This window comes from Micromonospora sp. NPDC048898 (genome assembly GCF_043198035.1).
Taxonomy (GTDB): Bacteria; Actinomycetota; Actinomycetes; order Mycobacteriales; family Micromonosporaceae; genus Micromonospora.
Window position 1 is genome coordinate 250,877 of record NZ_JBICUF010000011.1, and the last position, 13,422, is coordinate 264,298.

The following is a 13,422-nucleotide window of genomic DNA, read 5'->3' on the forward strand; positions in this document are numbered from 1 at the left end:
CGAGAGATGAGGAGCAGGTTTTCATGATCCAGCAGACACGTCACCGGATAAGTGTGGGCAATGACGAGCTCGCTGCCGTCGTCGCGACACCGACCACCGGGTCGCTGCAACGCATGGTCATGATGCTGCACGGCGGACCGGGTGGGCAGAAGGACGGGCCGGCTGACCTCTACGCCGACCTTGCCGCGCGTCTCGGCGCTGCCGGGATCGCGTCCGTGCGCTTCGACTTCCGCGGCTGCGGCGAAAGCACCGGCAGCTACCGGGACATGACCATCGCCCGACAGGTCGAGGACCTGCGAGCGGTCCGCAGTTTCGCCGATGACCGGTATCAGCCGACCGCCTGGGCGCTGGTAGGGGAGAGCTTCGGCGCCACCGTCGGCCTGGCCGGCTACGACCCGGCATACCGGGCGGTCGTGCTGCTGTGGCCGGCCATCTGGCTGCTCGACGGCGCGTTCGAATCCTACGTGAGTGAGGAGAACCTCAGCGCGGCGCGGCGCGACGGTTATGTGGATCTCGACGGCGAGCAGATCGGCGTGGCTTTCCTCGACGAGCTGCAGGACGTGCAGGACGTCAGCGCACCGCTGCGTGGCTTGTCCACGCCGGTGCTCTTCGTTCACGGGGAGGCCGACCACGAGGTGCCATTCGGGCAGAGCGTGCGCGCAGCCGACCTGGTCTCAGGACCGCACAAGGTGGTCGGGGTACCCGACGGCGATCACTGCCTCGAAGAACCGCAGGAACGCGACATCGTGTACCGCGAGACGGTGACATGGCTCCGCGAATACCTGTAAGTATCGGCGCACTATTTCTCGCGCCGACCACCTACCGGCACCTGCCGGCGATCGGCTGGGCGGCGCACGGCGAGATGCAGGCCGAGTTGCGCTGGCAGCTCGATCACCACTTCGACAGCAAGATCATCGTGATTGCCGACCGGCGACTCGGCAACCCTGCCGCCGCGCGCCGCGCCATCGACGATGCCAGGAAGGCTCTCGGCGGGCAGGATGTGCTGCTGGTCTGCCTGGCGGGCCACGCTGTCACGTTCACCCGTCGCGACGGCGATATCACCGCGTTGGCGCTGCCCGGCTCCGTTCCGGGACGCCCCAACAGCATGCTTCGGATCGATGAGCTGTCGGCGGTCGTCCTTCCAGAAGCGGGAAAGCCGGTCATCGTCTGCGCAGACCTCGTATCCACTCGCGCCACGGTGGGCGCCGTCGCCCCCGCGTTTGCGGGCGCCTTCGTGCTCGCATCGCCATCCGCCGCGGATACGAGGCCCGAGAGCACCTGCCACGATGGCCTCGCTGCGGTCCTCGGCGACCTCGCAGCCTCGGGAACCCAGCAGGCAGTGCCGCACCTGCTGGACCTCGCCCGGCAACGCGTCGTCACCGCGGGCGGGAGCCCTCACCTCGCCGTCGGCGCGAGCCAGGCTGCCCTCACGTCCCGGTACGTCAGCGAGCAACTGCCCGATTACGTCCGCGAGGATCTCACATCGCCCGACCCGGGTTCCCGCCTCGACGGGGTCACCGAACTCGCCGCGCTGGCCGCATCTACCCCGTTCGCACGTGCCAGCCTCCTGCGGCTGGCGGCCAGCGACCGCGCCGAGGCCGTCCGCAGCTATGCGGACACGTTGTCACGGCAGGACCGGCAGCCGTCGCTGCGTCAGTTGCTGGCCGACGGCGTCATCCCACGCGAGGTCCACGAAGCAGCGCTGAAGGAACCGGCGGTACCCGACCTGCTGCCGTGCACCGGCGGCGAGGTGATCCTCGGCGTCGACGCACCGGACGGACAGGACGACTGCCGCCCACGACACACAGTTCGCCTACAGCCGTACCGGCTGGCCCGCACCGTAGTGACCAACCGCCAATATCTTGCCTTCCTCGCAGCCGAGGGCGGCCCCTGCCCCGACCACTGGCAGGCCGACGACTCGCTGTGGCGGGACGACCTTCCCGTGGTCATGGTGTCCTGGCTCGACGCGTTGCGCTACTGCGCCTGGCTGACCCGCCACCTGCATCACACCAGGGCGCTGGCTCCGGAACAGCGCATCGTCCTGCCCAGCGAAGCGCAGTGGGAGGCATCCGCAGGCAACGACCGAGGCGGGCGACACCCCTGGGGAGACGTACCCGATCCACGTCGGGCCAACATCCGCGCCACCGGCATCGGCGCGGTCGTCGCCCCCGGCCGGTTCTCCCCGGACGGCGACAACGAGGCCGGCTGCCAGGATCTGATCGGCAACGTCTGGGAATGGACCCGCAGCCTCTGGGGGCACAGCGGACACCAACCGACATTCGGCTATCCCTATCGCCACGACGACGGACGCGAGATGGCCAGCACCCGACCGGGGGAGCGATACGTCATCCGCGGCGGAGCCTTCTACTACGCCACCGAATGCGCGAACTCGTTCACCCGCAACCGCATGCTCGCCACCGATCGCCACCCCGCGGGCGGGTTCCGGGTGGCGTCCACCAACGCCAGGGAGACGACGTCGTGAGCGGCCAGGCGCATTGGGATGAGGAGCTGACCGTCCTCGGACCGGGCATCTCCGAGGCGGTCCGGTGGGCAGGTCTCGCCGTCACCGAAGCGGCAGGCATGCACCTCACAGACACCAGCGGGCGCAGGATCGCCGACCTCATGGGCGCCGCCGGCGTCAACCTCCTCGGCCACTCGCATCCGGCATATGTCGAAGCCCTGACCCGACAGATAGGCAGCTGGATGATCGGAGCGCACGCCAGCGACGCCCGCCTGGAGATGACCCGCCTGCTCCGGCACCTGCTGCCGGCTCACCTTGACCGCATACAGCTGTACAGCAGCGGCAGCGAGGCCGTCGAATCGGCCATCCGGCTGGCAAAGTCCGCGACCGGCCGCTTCGAGATCCTCTCCTTCTGGCAGTCCTTCCACGGCCGCACACTGGGCAGCCTCGCGCACACCAGCGGGGCACGCACGGGCCTCGGCCCCACCGCACCCGGGAGCATCAGCGCCCCATACGCGAACTGCTCACGTTGCCCCCTGCGCCTGACCTCGCCAGGCTGCGGGTTCGCCTGCGTCGACCTCGCCCGCGACATCCTGCGTGAGCAGTCCACCGGATCCCTCGCAGCGATCCTGGTCGAACCCATTCAAGGCCGCGCAGGCAACGTGGTGCCGCCTACGGGCTACCTCCGTGCCCTGCGCCGCCTCGCCGACGAACATGGCGCACTGCTCATCGCCGACGAGTCCATGACCGGCATGGGCCGCACGGGCACCATCCTCGCCAGCGACCAACCAGACGTACGCCCCGACGTCGTCGTACTCGGCAAGGGCCTCGGCAACGGTTACCCTGTCTCCGCCATCTGCGCCTCGACGGACCTCATGCAGCGGGGCCCATTCGGAGCCCCCAGCGCCAGCTCCTCCAGCTACGGCGGCTTTCCGCTGGCATGCCGTGCCGTCGCCGTCGTGGCCCAGACCGTACATAGGCAGCAGCTGGCAGACAGAGCGGGCGAGGTGGGGGCTCGGACGCTCACCCGGCTGCGCCAGGACCTCGCCGGGCTGGCGCTGGTCAGCAGCGTCCACGGTATCGGCATGGCGATCGGGATCAGCTTGAACGTCACCGGCAAGGAGCAGCTGCGCGAGGTGTTCCAGCAGCTCGTAGCCGCCGGAGTATTGGTCATGACCGGAGGGCACACCCTACGGCTCTACCCGCCGCTAACCGCCGACGAGACCGAACTCACCGCAGCCGTGGACACCCTCGTGTCAGTGCTACAGCGCTACAAGGCCCCGACATGATCAACGTTGGTGTCATCGGATACGGGCGGGCAGGCGAAGCCCACGCCCGGTGCTACGACACCATGCCTCAGACCCGGATCGTAGCCATCCTCGACCCCACGCCAACACGGCGCGACGCCGCACGAGCCCGCTTCCCGCACGCCGCCGTGGCAGCCACTCTCGACGACATCGACGTGGATATCGACCTGGCGCTGATTTGCACGCCGCCGACCAGCCACGAGGCATACACCGAGCAGGCGCTCATGCGCGACGCCCACGTGTTCTGTGAGAAGCCCACTTTCCTCGACCCCGGCAACGGAGCGAAGTTGATCGCGCTTGCCCGGCAACGTAAAAGGATCATCTACCCCGGCCACAACTACGTGCACTCGCCGCTGCTGCAGCGTCTCCGCGAACTCGGCGCTCCCGAACGAATCGGACCCCTTCAGCGCCTCGACATGAGAATCGAACGCCCCACGTCGGCAAGCGGATCTCCGGACTGGAACCCGTCGTGGCGCCGCAACCCCGCAGTCTCCGGGGGAGGTGTCCTTGTCGATCACGGCACGCACTGCGTATACCTTGCCGAATGGCTGACCGGGATGCATGTCCACCTGGTCGGCTGCACGATGGGATACAGCACCCCGGGGGTGGAGGATCACGTCGAGTTGGTGCTCGACATGAGCGGCAAGATCGAAGCCCACATCCTGCTCTCATGGCGAGCCCCGCACCGTAGGAACACCTACAGCCTCACCGGCACACACGGCACGGTCGTCCTGAACGACGACACCCTCGTCGAGGACAGCCCCGCCGGGCGGCGAACCTGGCGACTGACCGAGATGCCAGAGAGTCGCCACGCCCACGACGACTGGCTACCCGCCCTCGCCGATGATGTACTCCGCCAGGTGGCCTCGCCTGCTATGGAAGCAGAGCTGGCGCGACCCGCACTCGTTGTCGCACATGCGATCACAGCCGCCTATGCATCAGCCGCTCAGGGTGGCCTGCCGTACCGCCTGCCGGGCGCACTCAGCTGACTGCTTTCATCCGGACGGGTGAGGTTCCAGCGAAGATGGGGATGGTCTCAAGCGCCGCCCTCGAAGCATCCCGCTTCCCGCAGCACAACCGGCGCTGGCCAGCTTGCCCTATCCCCAGTGCTCTGCCTGATATTTGATGAGGTCGTCGCCGTGAAGCTGTTTGGTCGCGTTGCCGACGCGGACCCAGAAATCCGACGCGTCGGCGCCGCCCTTGGCGGGTCTGGCGAAGATGGGCCGGCCGGACGCCGCAACGCTGACCTGGCAGATCATCTTCCCTTCAACGTGGGGGAACCGGATACGTACGGTGGGGGCGGTCGAGGCGGACAGGTTGTGGTCGAGCAACTGCCGGAGAAACAGCTCGTAGCCGTCGGCGTTCTGCTTCGTGCCAAGCGTGGCGAAGTCGCTCTCAATGCCCAGCACCCGGCCGTCGTCCTCGACGCCAATGAGCAGGACGCCGCCCTCTGCGTTAAGGAATCCGCACACCGCCTTGACGAGGATCTGCCCGAGCCTCGGGTCATGCTGCTGGGTGTGGATGTTCCACCGTCCGCTGGACTTGAACTCCGTGGTCTGCGACTCGCCCGCGGCGATTAGATCCTCGGTGGTCGTCGGTACATACCTCTTGCGCTCGCCGGTGAGGGTGTTGAAGGCGTCCCGGACGACTCGGGCGATGAGTTGGCGGCGTCGCTCGAGGAAGGTTGGGTAGTCCAGTTGCTCCCAGCCGACCGGAAGCGCGTGCCAGCGGGACTGCCGGGCGAGGGTCTCCGGATCGACCGTCTCAGCGATGCGGGGCAGGTAGTCGCGCGGGGCATCGGCGTTGCTGCGCTCGGCTGGTGGCCAGTCGACGTACGCCATGTTGGCGATCGCGTTGGTCTGTCGTGTGCCGGAGATACCGAGCGACGCGAGGTGCCTGCGATGGAACAGCCGGTCGCGTTCGATCGAGCGTGGTGCGGCACCGGAGGGATCCAGGAGGTCCTTGACGCGAAGGTCGCTGAATAGCACTTCGGCGTCGAGGATGTTTAGCGCGGCGAGATAGGCGAAGAGCGCGGGGGATCGGGGCGAGGAGGTATCGAGCCGATTCGGCAGTGAGATGTCCCAGTAGTCCCCGGTGAAGTGCGCAGCGACGATACGGTCCAGTTCGGCGACGAAGGCCGTGCCGTCACCAACCGGGAGGCCCGCGATCCGACCGAGGTCGGACTCGAGCTGCGACTCGGGTGAGCCGGTGTAGCGACCGGTGGTGTGCGCCATGAAGAACCACCGCCCGATGACCGGACGGAGGGCTGGCACCTCGAGGCCGAAGTCGTGGCGGCCGATGAGCCAGAGCGTGTAGCTGAACAGCAGGGCGTTGTCCGAAGTGATCATCTTGCGGCTGCGGAAGCCGGCTGTGGCGATGCACTTGAGGAACTCGTGCCAACTGGTCAGGTCGAGCGCCTTCTCCTGCGCTGCCGCGAGCCGCTCGAACTGCTGCTGGCGGCGCTCTGCGCTGACCCGGCCGGTCTCGAGGTCCTTGCCACGCAGGATGTTGTAGACGTGCTGCAGCCGAGCGCGACGGAAGGCGACCGCGACGGCGACCCGCAACAGCTGGTCCGGGCTGGGGTCGAGAAAGGGGTTCCGGGGGCTTGGCCCGGTTACCGTGGGGTCTACGGCGGTGCGGCTGAAGTTCTCGAGCTGGCGGCGGCCCTTCTCCCAGTAGACGGACATGAGGGTGAGGATGAAGTCCGACTGATTGAGCTGAACGCCCTCGGAGTTGATCCTGACGAAGATCTCGGCGACCTGCTCCTCGCTGGTTGAAGCTCCCAGCTCGACCACCTGGAACCGGAACTCGCGCAGGTCACGGAGGCGGTAGATGCGTTCCTCGAGTTCATCCTTGTCGGCGTCTGGCATGTCCTCGGCGGTTACTTGGCCCAGCCGATCGAAGAACTGGCGCACCGTGGCCTTGTAGCCGGTCGACCACAGCGCGGTGATGTCCGGGATGAAGTGTGCATCGCGCTCAATGGCCGCGTCCGCCACCTCGAAGGTTTCATCGTCGGGACGGAAGGCGATCCGGATGCGGCGCTGCTCGAACGACTTGGTCAATATCAACCGGCCGGTGAGCACGGCGAACAGCGCCGTCAGCCGCTGCTGACCGTCGACGATGAGCAGCTGCGGTGACCGGATGGCGGACTCCATGCCGATCTGGCGGGTGCCGACCTCCGCCCCGGTCTCCCAGAACATCAACGTGCCGATGGGGTAGCCGCGGTACATCGAGTCGAACAGGTCCCGCGTCTTGGCTGCCGACCAGACGAACGGGCGCTGGATGTCCGGGAGGCCGATGCGCCCGACCTTGATGTCTTCGATCAGGTGATTCAGCGAGTAACCGATATCGCGATACATGGTAGGCGGCACGGCCGATGCTCCTTGGGCAAACTGTCTTAAGTGGACCTCCGGCACTTCGCGGTGGCCACTACTTCTACCACGCGCCATCCAGCATCGAGGTCCCTCGAACCTCTGCGGACCGATACCTGGGTACCCAGCCGTAGCGGCACCTCCGCTGGATCTCATCGCCTGCTGCCGCACGTGAGTTCGTCGCCCGTTGCAGGTGGAGATCCGATCTAATCGAGTGTCAGCGATGGATTGGTCGTGCGGCGAGTGTGGTCGTCTAGTGGCGGATCGGCTGCGACAATCCGGGGATGGGTGACAGCGATCAGGGCGTCGATCGTGCCGTTGCCGGCGCGGCCGGACGGATGCACGGCGAGCCGCGTCGGACCCAGTCGATCGCCTGAGCGGGTCGGCCGGCCTCGGCCAGTACCCGCACGATCCGCCCGTACTGGTCGGCGCTGACCAGGTCCTGCGCCAGCATTGTCACGTACCGGTCCACGTCGCCGGAGACCTCGGCCAATTGTTCCCGCAGGTACCGCACCGCCCACCGCTGATGCCGACCGTCGGGCTCCGCCGCGGCGGCACGCTCGTCAACCAGCCGCGCTACCTCGGCCAAGCCCTTCGGCCCCAGCGCCGGGGCCCAGTCGCGCAGCACCACGTCCGGCCAACCGGGGCCGTCGCACACCAGGTTCACCAGCCAGGCCGCCAGCCCGGGCGGCCGCGGCGGCGCGGCCCGGCAGGCCCGGGCGTACAGGTCCATCAGGTCGCGAGGTCGTCGCCAAGCCTCCCGGAGGAGCTATCCATGTACGTCAGGGCGGCCGTCATCGGGTCGACCGTCTTCCGCAGTACTGGCACCGCGATTGTCGCCTCACCGGCGTCGATCAGCCTCGCGCAGCGATCCGCGATCTCGCCCGCGACCTGCGAGTAGGCATGCCCGCCCGCGTGCGGGTCGCGACGGCGATTCCGCCGCAGCCGGTCCACCAGTACGGTCAACTCGCTCTCGTTGCCAGCGATCACCGCTACATCACACCAGATCGGCCGGAGCTACTCGGGTGACCTGAGCAGCAGGACGAGGCCGCAGTCGAGCAACGCCGCCAGACGCTGAATCCGACGTATCGGAGGTACGTCGATCGCTCTGTCGGACCCACGCCCGAGCATCTCGGCGCTCACCATCAGCTCCTCCTCCAATACGCCGACGCTCATCCTTCGACGGGGTCGTCCCTCCGTCGCCGCGACGGCGTGCTCCTGCGCCATGGCTACCAGCCCTTCCCAGGAGACCCGGCGCTGCGGTGCACGCGGGGTGGACAGGATCTGGCTGTTGCCATTCAGGTCCGTGACGAAGTGGTGTACGCCCGAGTCACCGCGGAACTCGCTCGGGCTCACCAGGCTCGACCTGTCGAGCACCTCACCCGTTGAGTAACAGGCGTCAAACTGCCGATCCTCATGGAACTTCGGCGCAGCGTAGAAGACCTCGCCGATCTCGACGCCGGTCCGTAACCGCTGCTCGAGGTAAAGCAGCGCGCGGTGCTGGTGGCCGTCGGTGTCGATCGCGAACCGATAGTGGGGTCCGCCGACATGCGGCCACGTAGGTGACGCCGGATGCCGGCGGCTCACGTACTGGGCCCGCTTGAACTGGAGGAAAAGTGCATACTCCACGAATGGGATCTGGGCGTCCCATCCGAGCTGCTCCTCTGCCACCAGAGAGGGCAGGATAGGAGCCCCGCGCGATCGGTATACCTGCGCCAGCTCCGACTCCGCCTCGCGGATCGCCGCGTATCCATAGGAGAACTCCGAGAACGAGCATTCCATCGATCGATTCTATTTGGTGCGGCACTGCGACGAACAGGTGGCACCTGGTTGCTGCCGGCCCCTACGACGCCAGTCACCCACGCCCAGGGCGCACAAGTCAGCGGGGGAGAGCACCGGTGTGATCACCCCGAAGTGCAACGGGTCACGCCGAAGCGCGATCATTGTGCAGCAACATGGGGACCACCCGACGTGTTCGCCGCATGGGCGGTTGGGTGCGAAGGTTGTGGGCCGGTGATCGTTTCCGTTCGCTCGATAGGTGCCCGCGTCGAGATGCCGGGCGCCCGCCTCACTATCGGCACCTACCGGAAACGCATGGCCGCCGCCTGGGCTGATCGGCCCTTGTACGCAGCCGCCGCCAGCGACATCGAGCCCGGCCGACGCTCTCGGCGAGGTGGGCGACGGCCTCGGAATGCAGCCACAGATCACGCGACGCCCAATCGCCACGCCAGCCGCAGCGGGCCGCCATCAGCGGCCAGCCACATCTGCTCGCCGTCGCTGCGGGCAGCGCCAGCAGGCCGCCGCCGACGAGTGCGTCATGGCCTCAGCTTTGAAAGTCCGTACCCGTGCGCGGTTGCCGGGCAGCGGTAACGTCGTAGCGGCGCGAGACCTGCCGACGCTTCCAGCGGTCCGCGGCAGGCGGCAAGGCGAAACGTGTACACGACAACTGGAGGTAGTTGGTGCCGATACTCGTCTACGAGGGAGAAGAGTCGAACCTCAAGGTGCTGGCCGACGATCTGGCCGCCCACCCTGATCTGGCCGGCGTCTGCACTGTCACGATCACTTCAGCCGATGCGTCTGGTCAGGGCGTGCTTCGCCACGGGGCTTTGGCGGAAATCGCCATCACCATCGCGTCTGGCGTCGTGACCTCCGCCGTCTACGACACGATCCGCCTGATGGCCGACCGTGCCCGCGATCGTGGCAAGGTGGTCGAGAAGACCGACCGGCCAGACGACGAACAGGACAGGTAGCGCCCAGCATTGAGCAGTCTCCGGTCGCCTTTCGGGGCGGAGCTGAACCTGCGGAGTCAGCTGCTGTTCCTGGACTCCCCACCCGGGCAGCCTCGGGATGTCGTGACAGCCGCTCTGTCCTGGCACTACCGCTACCTGCACGAGAGCAGCCACTGGGCGCGATACCACGGATCCTCCGTCGGGGTGCTGCTGACATTGCTGCGGCGCACCCGTGACTCACTCGCCACATACCTGCTGGGCCAACTGAGTCCGGCGGAGCAGGCCGCGGCTGCGGCGGCCCGTGCGGGCGGCGAGCCCCTGCTCTCGCTCCAGGGCGGTGCCTTCACCGGGACGGACCTTGACTCGCTCAGCCAGGACTGGATCGACCTGCTGTCCACGTACCAAATGCTGATCGACCCTGGCCCATCCGTCGTGGAAACGATGACGCGAGAGGGCATGGCTCGAGCGCTCACCGTCACCTGGCAACAGTCCGCCGGCGAAGGAATGTTTCCCGGCACCGTGCCGGACGTGATCGTGACCGGGCCGGGGACGTGCGTTCATGTCGATGGTGCGCTTTTGACCACGCGGCTCCTGTTCGAATGCGCCGCGGTCCTCGATGAGCTCTACCCTCAGGCGCTGGGCGCCCTGCGACCCTTCACTGATCCGTCGCTGATGCGGATGCTCGGTCATACCCTGACCGGCGAGTACGGCATTCCTTACCGACTGGCAGAACGGCTCGCGGGCAGGTACATCGGCCCCGACGTCGTCCACGCGCTCATCGACTTCGCCCTCAACCCGGTCGTGCCTGGCCTCCACCCCGGGGGTGCCGTCGTCAAGTGGGCAGAACTCGACCCACCTACCCGCTTCCTGCACGCCGCGAGGACACTGTCCCGTCGGCCGGTGGAGCTGGAGTCCGCTCCGGCAACAGCAGCGACGGTAGCTTCCTGTCACGAGCAGTGGGAAGCCGAGACGGGCCTGCGGATCGGGCGAGTCGTCGCCGACCTGACTGATCTATCGACGTTGCGGGAGGCGGCGCGACGGCCAGCGCATCCGATCGAGGCTCTTCCGAACGCCACCCTGGTCTATGCCGCGCGGCTGCATCAGGAACGTGCCGAGACGTTGCACACGATCTCGCACTTCGGCCTGAACTTCGTCGGTGAGGGCGCACTGCGTTTCGTCAACCCGGACTCATTTGGTCATGAGGGCAACTGGTGGCTGTTCCCGCCGCTGCGCGTGATCGAGGATGAGTACTGCTGGCCTTCGGAGTGGATGGACCAAGACGATGCAACCAACCTTTTGGTCGGGGCCGCCGTGTCCGCCGCGCTCGACGACGTGCTGTACGGCGTCGGCCCACTGCACATCGGACACCTGCCACTGGCTGTCCTCCGAAGCCCCGGTGAGCTGGCGGGGCTCAACGACATTCTGCGTTCGATCATCCGGATGAAACTTGGATGGGACAGACCGCAGTGATAGTTGGCCCGGTCCGCCGTCGGATAACGGGGGCAGCGGCAGCCGCACCCTCTGCTGCGCCATATGGTCCCGCAGCGACCAGATCCCGCGAGGGATAGCCGTCTCCGGGCACCGAGACGGTGAAGAGCCGCCCATCCTGACACTTGCTGCGTCGGCGGCGGATCAGAAGCGCGTTGTGCTACCCGACGCCGCGAGTGACTTGCCGCGCTTCTCCGGGCGGGTGGTCGAGGCCAGCCGAAACCCTATCCTCCTAGGATGCTTTGGGGATTGGGTGACCAGCCGCTCGAGTTCGTCGGCTGAGAGCAGTTTTATCGTTTTCATGGTGCCCGAGCAGGTACGCGATGGTGTGTCGTTGCTCCAGCTCGGACGGGGCTCCCGGTAGGACTGCATCGGCTCAGACGCCACTGCCCGGAATGGGAGCGCTGATCGTCATTCTCCAGACCGTCAGGCGCGGTGGCGGCGGGTTTTCTCGATGACGTCGCGGCCGTCGGGGCTCTGCTTGCGGGGCGGTAGTCGGCTTTGCGTAGGGCGGCCATAGTGTCGGCCGTGGTGGCTTGAATCGCCAGCACGGTCGGGGCGAGCAGACGCAGGTTGAGCTTGTCCAGCCGGTTGTCGGCGCAGATCTGCATCAGCAGCGCGGTGTCGTCGCTGACCAGGGTGCTGGCCACGGGTGCGACCCGTACAGATCGGTGTTGGCGGGCGACGTCGGCGAGCAGGTAGCCCAGCGGTTGCGGCTGTCCGCCTTCGGCGATCTTCGTCAGGGCCTTCGTTAAGCGGTGCTCGGTCCAGCCTGCGTCTTAGGCGCCGCGTACCGTAGCTGGGCTGAAGCGCCATGTTTTGGTTGGTGCGGGAGACGTCCAGTGCAAGGAGCCCCTGATAGCGTCCGTCTCCGCGAACGTCACGTCGGCTCGCCGCATAGGCAATCACCTGGAAAGCAGCCAGCCCTGTTCCTGGGCGCGGACAATCGCCTCGATCCGCGTACGGGCGCCGAGCCGTCGATACAGGGTCTGCAATAGGCGGTACATCGCGCGCTCGGAGTAGCCGGCCAGTCGGGCCAGTTCGGCGACCGTCATTCCGGCCGCGAGGTGACGTAGCCAGGTCAGCTGATCCGCCGTGACTACGGGGTTGGCCTCCGCTCCCGCGAGTGCGGCGGCCACTGCGGCGGGTACGACCGTTTGCCCGTCGATCGTCGCCTCCACGGTCCGTCGAAGTGCAGCCGCGGAGACCTCGCGGTGCAGCACCGACCGCGCCCCGGCGCGTACCGCACGCGCGCCCAGGCCTGCCGACTCCTCGCTCAATACTGCGATGACGCTGCGTTCCGGAGCGTCTTGCCTTACCCGTCCGAGTAGGTTCCAGTCCGTCGCGTTGGCCAGTGTCAGCAGCATCAGGCCGGCATGGCTCTGACGGGCCCAGGCCAGCGGGTCCGTCGGGATGCCGACCTGGTATCCGGCTGCGGAAAGCACGGCGATAACCCCGTGCCGGTACATCGGCAGGGGGTCGATCACCGCGAGATCCATGGCGACGAGGGTAGGGAGCGCGGCGTGGTACCGGCGCAGACCCGGCGGGAACCCGCCGCAACATGTCGTGGTTCTGCCCGGTCCCTCGGCCCTAGCGTTGAAGGATGGTCGTCGACAACGACCTCGGGCTCGGGTCGTTTCTCCCGATCACCGAGGAGGACCGGGAGATCATCCGGCAGGCGAAGATGCTCAACATCCGGGTCACGCTGCAAGAGCGAAATGAAATCTTGTCGGTCGCCCGAGAGCTCAGGGAGTGGCAGCACCTGCCCGACGGGGATTTCGACCAGCGGGTTTTCGACGAGGTCGCAGTCCGGAGGTATCCGCGGTCCGCGCCGTCGCTCTTGGACGTCCGGGTGGTCATGGCCGCCCTCCGCGCCGGTCACCTCTCGTAGCGACGGTCACCTGCAGAATGCCGGCGTGCGAGAGGAGTTCCGGCAGGCGATCCAGACCCTCATGATGGCACTATGGTGCGGCTAGGGCGTACTTGGCGGATCATGGGGTTTGGTCGGGTACGGCGCGGAGCCAGTCGAGGGTTTCGGCGAGGTCGAGTGTGGCCTGGTAGGAGTC

Annotated in this window: 13 protein-coding genes; 7 read left to right on the plus strand and 6 right to left on the minus strand. The window is 67.2% G+C overall.

The window, feature by feature from the left end; genetic code table 11:
* Nucleotides 1-23 precede the first annotated feature (23 nt).
* From ACGFIQ_RS25885 to ACGFIQ_RS25900, 4 genes are read left to right on the plus strand one after another with little or no spacing between them, the layout of a single operon-like run.
* Nucleotides 24-788: an alpha/beta hydrolase family protein gene (locus ACGFIQ_RS25885; protein WP_393247776.1), complete on the plus strand. Its 765-nt coding sequence runs from the start codon at nt 24-26 to the stop codon at nt 786-788.
* Nucleotides 767-2,482, plus strand: a complete 1,716-nt coding sequence (locus tag ACGFIQ_RS25890; RefSeq protein WP_393247778.1) for a formylglycine-generating enzyme family protein — start codon at nt 767-769, stop codon at nt 2,480-2,482. Before ACGFIQ_RS25885 ends, ACGFIQ_RS25890 begins: the two co-directional genes overlap by 22 nt.
* Entirely contained in the window at nt 2,479-3,750 is a 1,272-nt protein-coding gene (locus ACGFIQ_RS25895; RefSeq protein WP_393247780.1) for an aspartate aminotransferase family protein, read from the plus strand. Before ACGFIQ_RS25890 ends, ACGFIQ_RS25895 begins: the two co-directional genes overlap by 4 nt.
* Nucleotides 3,747-4,757, plus strand: a complete 1,011-nt coding sequence (locus tag ACGFIQ_RS25900; protein ID WP_393247782.1) for a Gfo/Idh/MocA family protein — start codon at nt 3,747-3,749, stop codon at nt 4,755-4,757. Before ACGFIQ_RS25895 ends, ACGFIQ_RS25900 begins: the two co-directional genes overlap by 4 nt.
* Nucleotides 4,758-4,865: 108 nt before the next feature.
* On the opposite strand, the gene ACGFIQ_RS25905 is transcribed toward ACGFIQ_RS25900, so the two are convergent.
* The 4 genes from ACGFIQ_RS25905 to ACGFIQ_RS25920 all read right to left on the minus strand — a co-directional run bounded on the left by ACGFIQ_RS25905 (nt 4,866) and on the right by ACGFIQ_RS25920 (nt 8,921).
* Nucleotides 4,866-7,139: a DUF262 domain-containing protein gene (locus ACGFIQ_RS25905; protein ID WP_393247784.1), complete on the minus strand. Its 2,274-nt coding sequence runs from the start codon at nt 7,137-7,139 to the stop codon at nt 4,866-4,868.
* Nucleotides 7,140-7,437: 298 nt separating this feature from the next.
* Nucleotides 7,438-7,872 (minus strand): DUF6880 family protein, encoded by a 435-nt coding sequence (locus ACGFIQ_RS25910; protein ID WP_393247786.1) that lies wholly within the window; start codon nt 7,870-7,872, stop codon nt 7,438-7,440.
* Nucleotides 7,872-8,129, minus strand: a complete 258-nt coding sequence (locus tag ACGFIQ_RS25915; RefSeq protein ID WP_393247788.1) for a hypothetical protein — start codon at nt 8,127-8,129, stop codon at nt 7,872-7,874. Before ACGFIQ_RS25915 ends, ACGFIQ_RS25910 begins: the two co-directional genes overlap by 1 nt.
* A gap of 27 nt (nt 8,130-8,156) precedes the next feature.
* Nucleotides 8,157-8,921 carry a hypothetical protein gene (locus ACGFIQ_RS25920; RefSeq protein WP_393247790.1) on the minus strand — a complete coding sequence of 255 codons (765 nt, stop codon included), beginning with the start codon at nt 8,919-8,921 and terminating at the stop codon, nt 8,157-8,159.
* Nucleotides 8,922-9,598: 677 nt separating this feature from the next.
* Here ACGFIQ_RS25920 and ACGFIQ_RS25925 point away from each other — a divergent pair.
* Nucleotides 9,599-9,889, plus strand: a complete 291-nt coding sequence (locus ACGFIQ_RS25925) for a hypothetical protein (protein WP_393247792.1) — start codon at nt 9,599-9,601, stop codon at nt 9,887-9,889.
* A 102-nt stretch (nt 9,890-9,991) separates the two neighbouring features.
* Nucleotides 9,992-11,338, plus strand: a complete 1,347-nt coding sequence (locus ACGFIQ_RS25930; RefSeq protein WP_393247794.1) for a hypothetical protein — start codon at nt 9,992-9,994, stop codon at nt 11,336-11,338.
* 317 nt (nt 11,339-11,655) lie between these two features.
* Here the strand turns inward: ACGFIQ_RS25930 and ACGFIQ_RS25935 are convergent, their stop codons facing one another.
* Both ACGFIQ_RS25935 and ACGFIQ_RS25940 read right to left on the minus strand, forming a co-directional pair.
* Nucleotides 11,656-12,099, minus strand: a complete 444-nt coding sequence (locus ACGFIQ_RS25935; RefSeq protein ID WP_357556428.1) for a hypothetical protein — start codon at nt 12,097-12,099, stop codon at nt 11,656-11,658.
* A gap of 162 nt (nt 12,100-12,261) precedes the next feature.
* On the minus strand, nt 12,262-12,855 hold the full coding sequence (locus tag ACGFIQ_RS25940; RefSeq protein WP_363888390.1) for a DNA-binding response regulator: 594 nt from the start codon (nt 12,853-12,855) through the stop codon (nt 12,262-12,264).
* A gap of 104 nt (nt 12,856-12,959) precedes the next feature.
* Here ACGFIQ_RS25940 and ACGFIQ_RS25945 point away from each other — a divergent pair, with 104 nt between their 5' ends.
* Entirely contained in the window at nt 12,960-13,247 is a 288-nt protein-coding gene (locus ACGFIQ_RS25945) for a hypothetical protein (protein ID WP_355577616.1), read from the plus strand.
* Nucleotides 13,248-13,422 lie beyond the last annotated feature (175 nt).

Coding starts and splice junctions, on each gene's coding strand:
- ACGFIQ_RS25945 (WP_355577616.1), top strand. CDS start 12,960: ATGGTCGTCGACAACGACCTCGGGCTCGGGTCGTTTCTCCCGATCACC.
- ACGFIQ_RS25890 (WP_393247778.1), top strand. CDS start 767: ATGGCTCCGCGAATACCTGTAAGTATCGGCGCACTATTTCTCGCGCCG.
- ACGFIQ_RS25910 (WP_393247786.1), bottom strand. CDS start 7,872: ATGGACCTGTACGCCCGGGCCTGCCGGGCCGCGCCGCCGCGGCCGCCC.
- ACGFIQ_RS25920 (WP_393247790.1), bottom strand. CDS start 8,921: ATGGAATGCTCGTTCTCGGAGTTCTCCTATGGATACGCGGCGATCCGC.
- ACGFIQ_RS25885 (WP_393247776.1), top strand. CDS start 24: ATGATCCAGCAGACACGTCACCGGATAAGTGTGGGCAATGACGAGCTC.
- ACGFIQ_RS25940 (WP_363888390.1), bottom strand. CDS start 12,855: ATGGATCTCGCGGTGATCGACCCCCTGCCGATGTACCGGCACGGGGTT.
- ACGFIQ_RS25900 (WP_393247782.1), top strand. CDS start 3,747: ATGATCAACGTTGGTGTCATCGGATACGGGCGGGCAGGCGAAGCCCAC.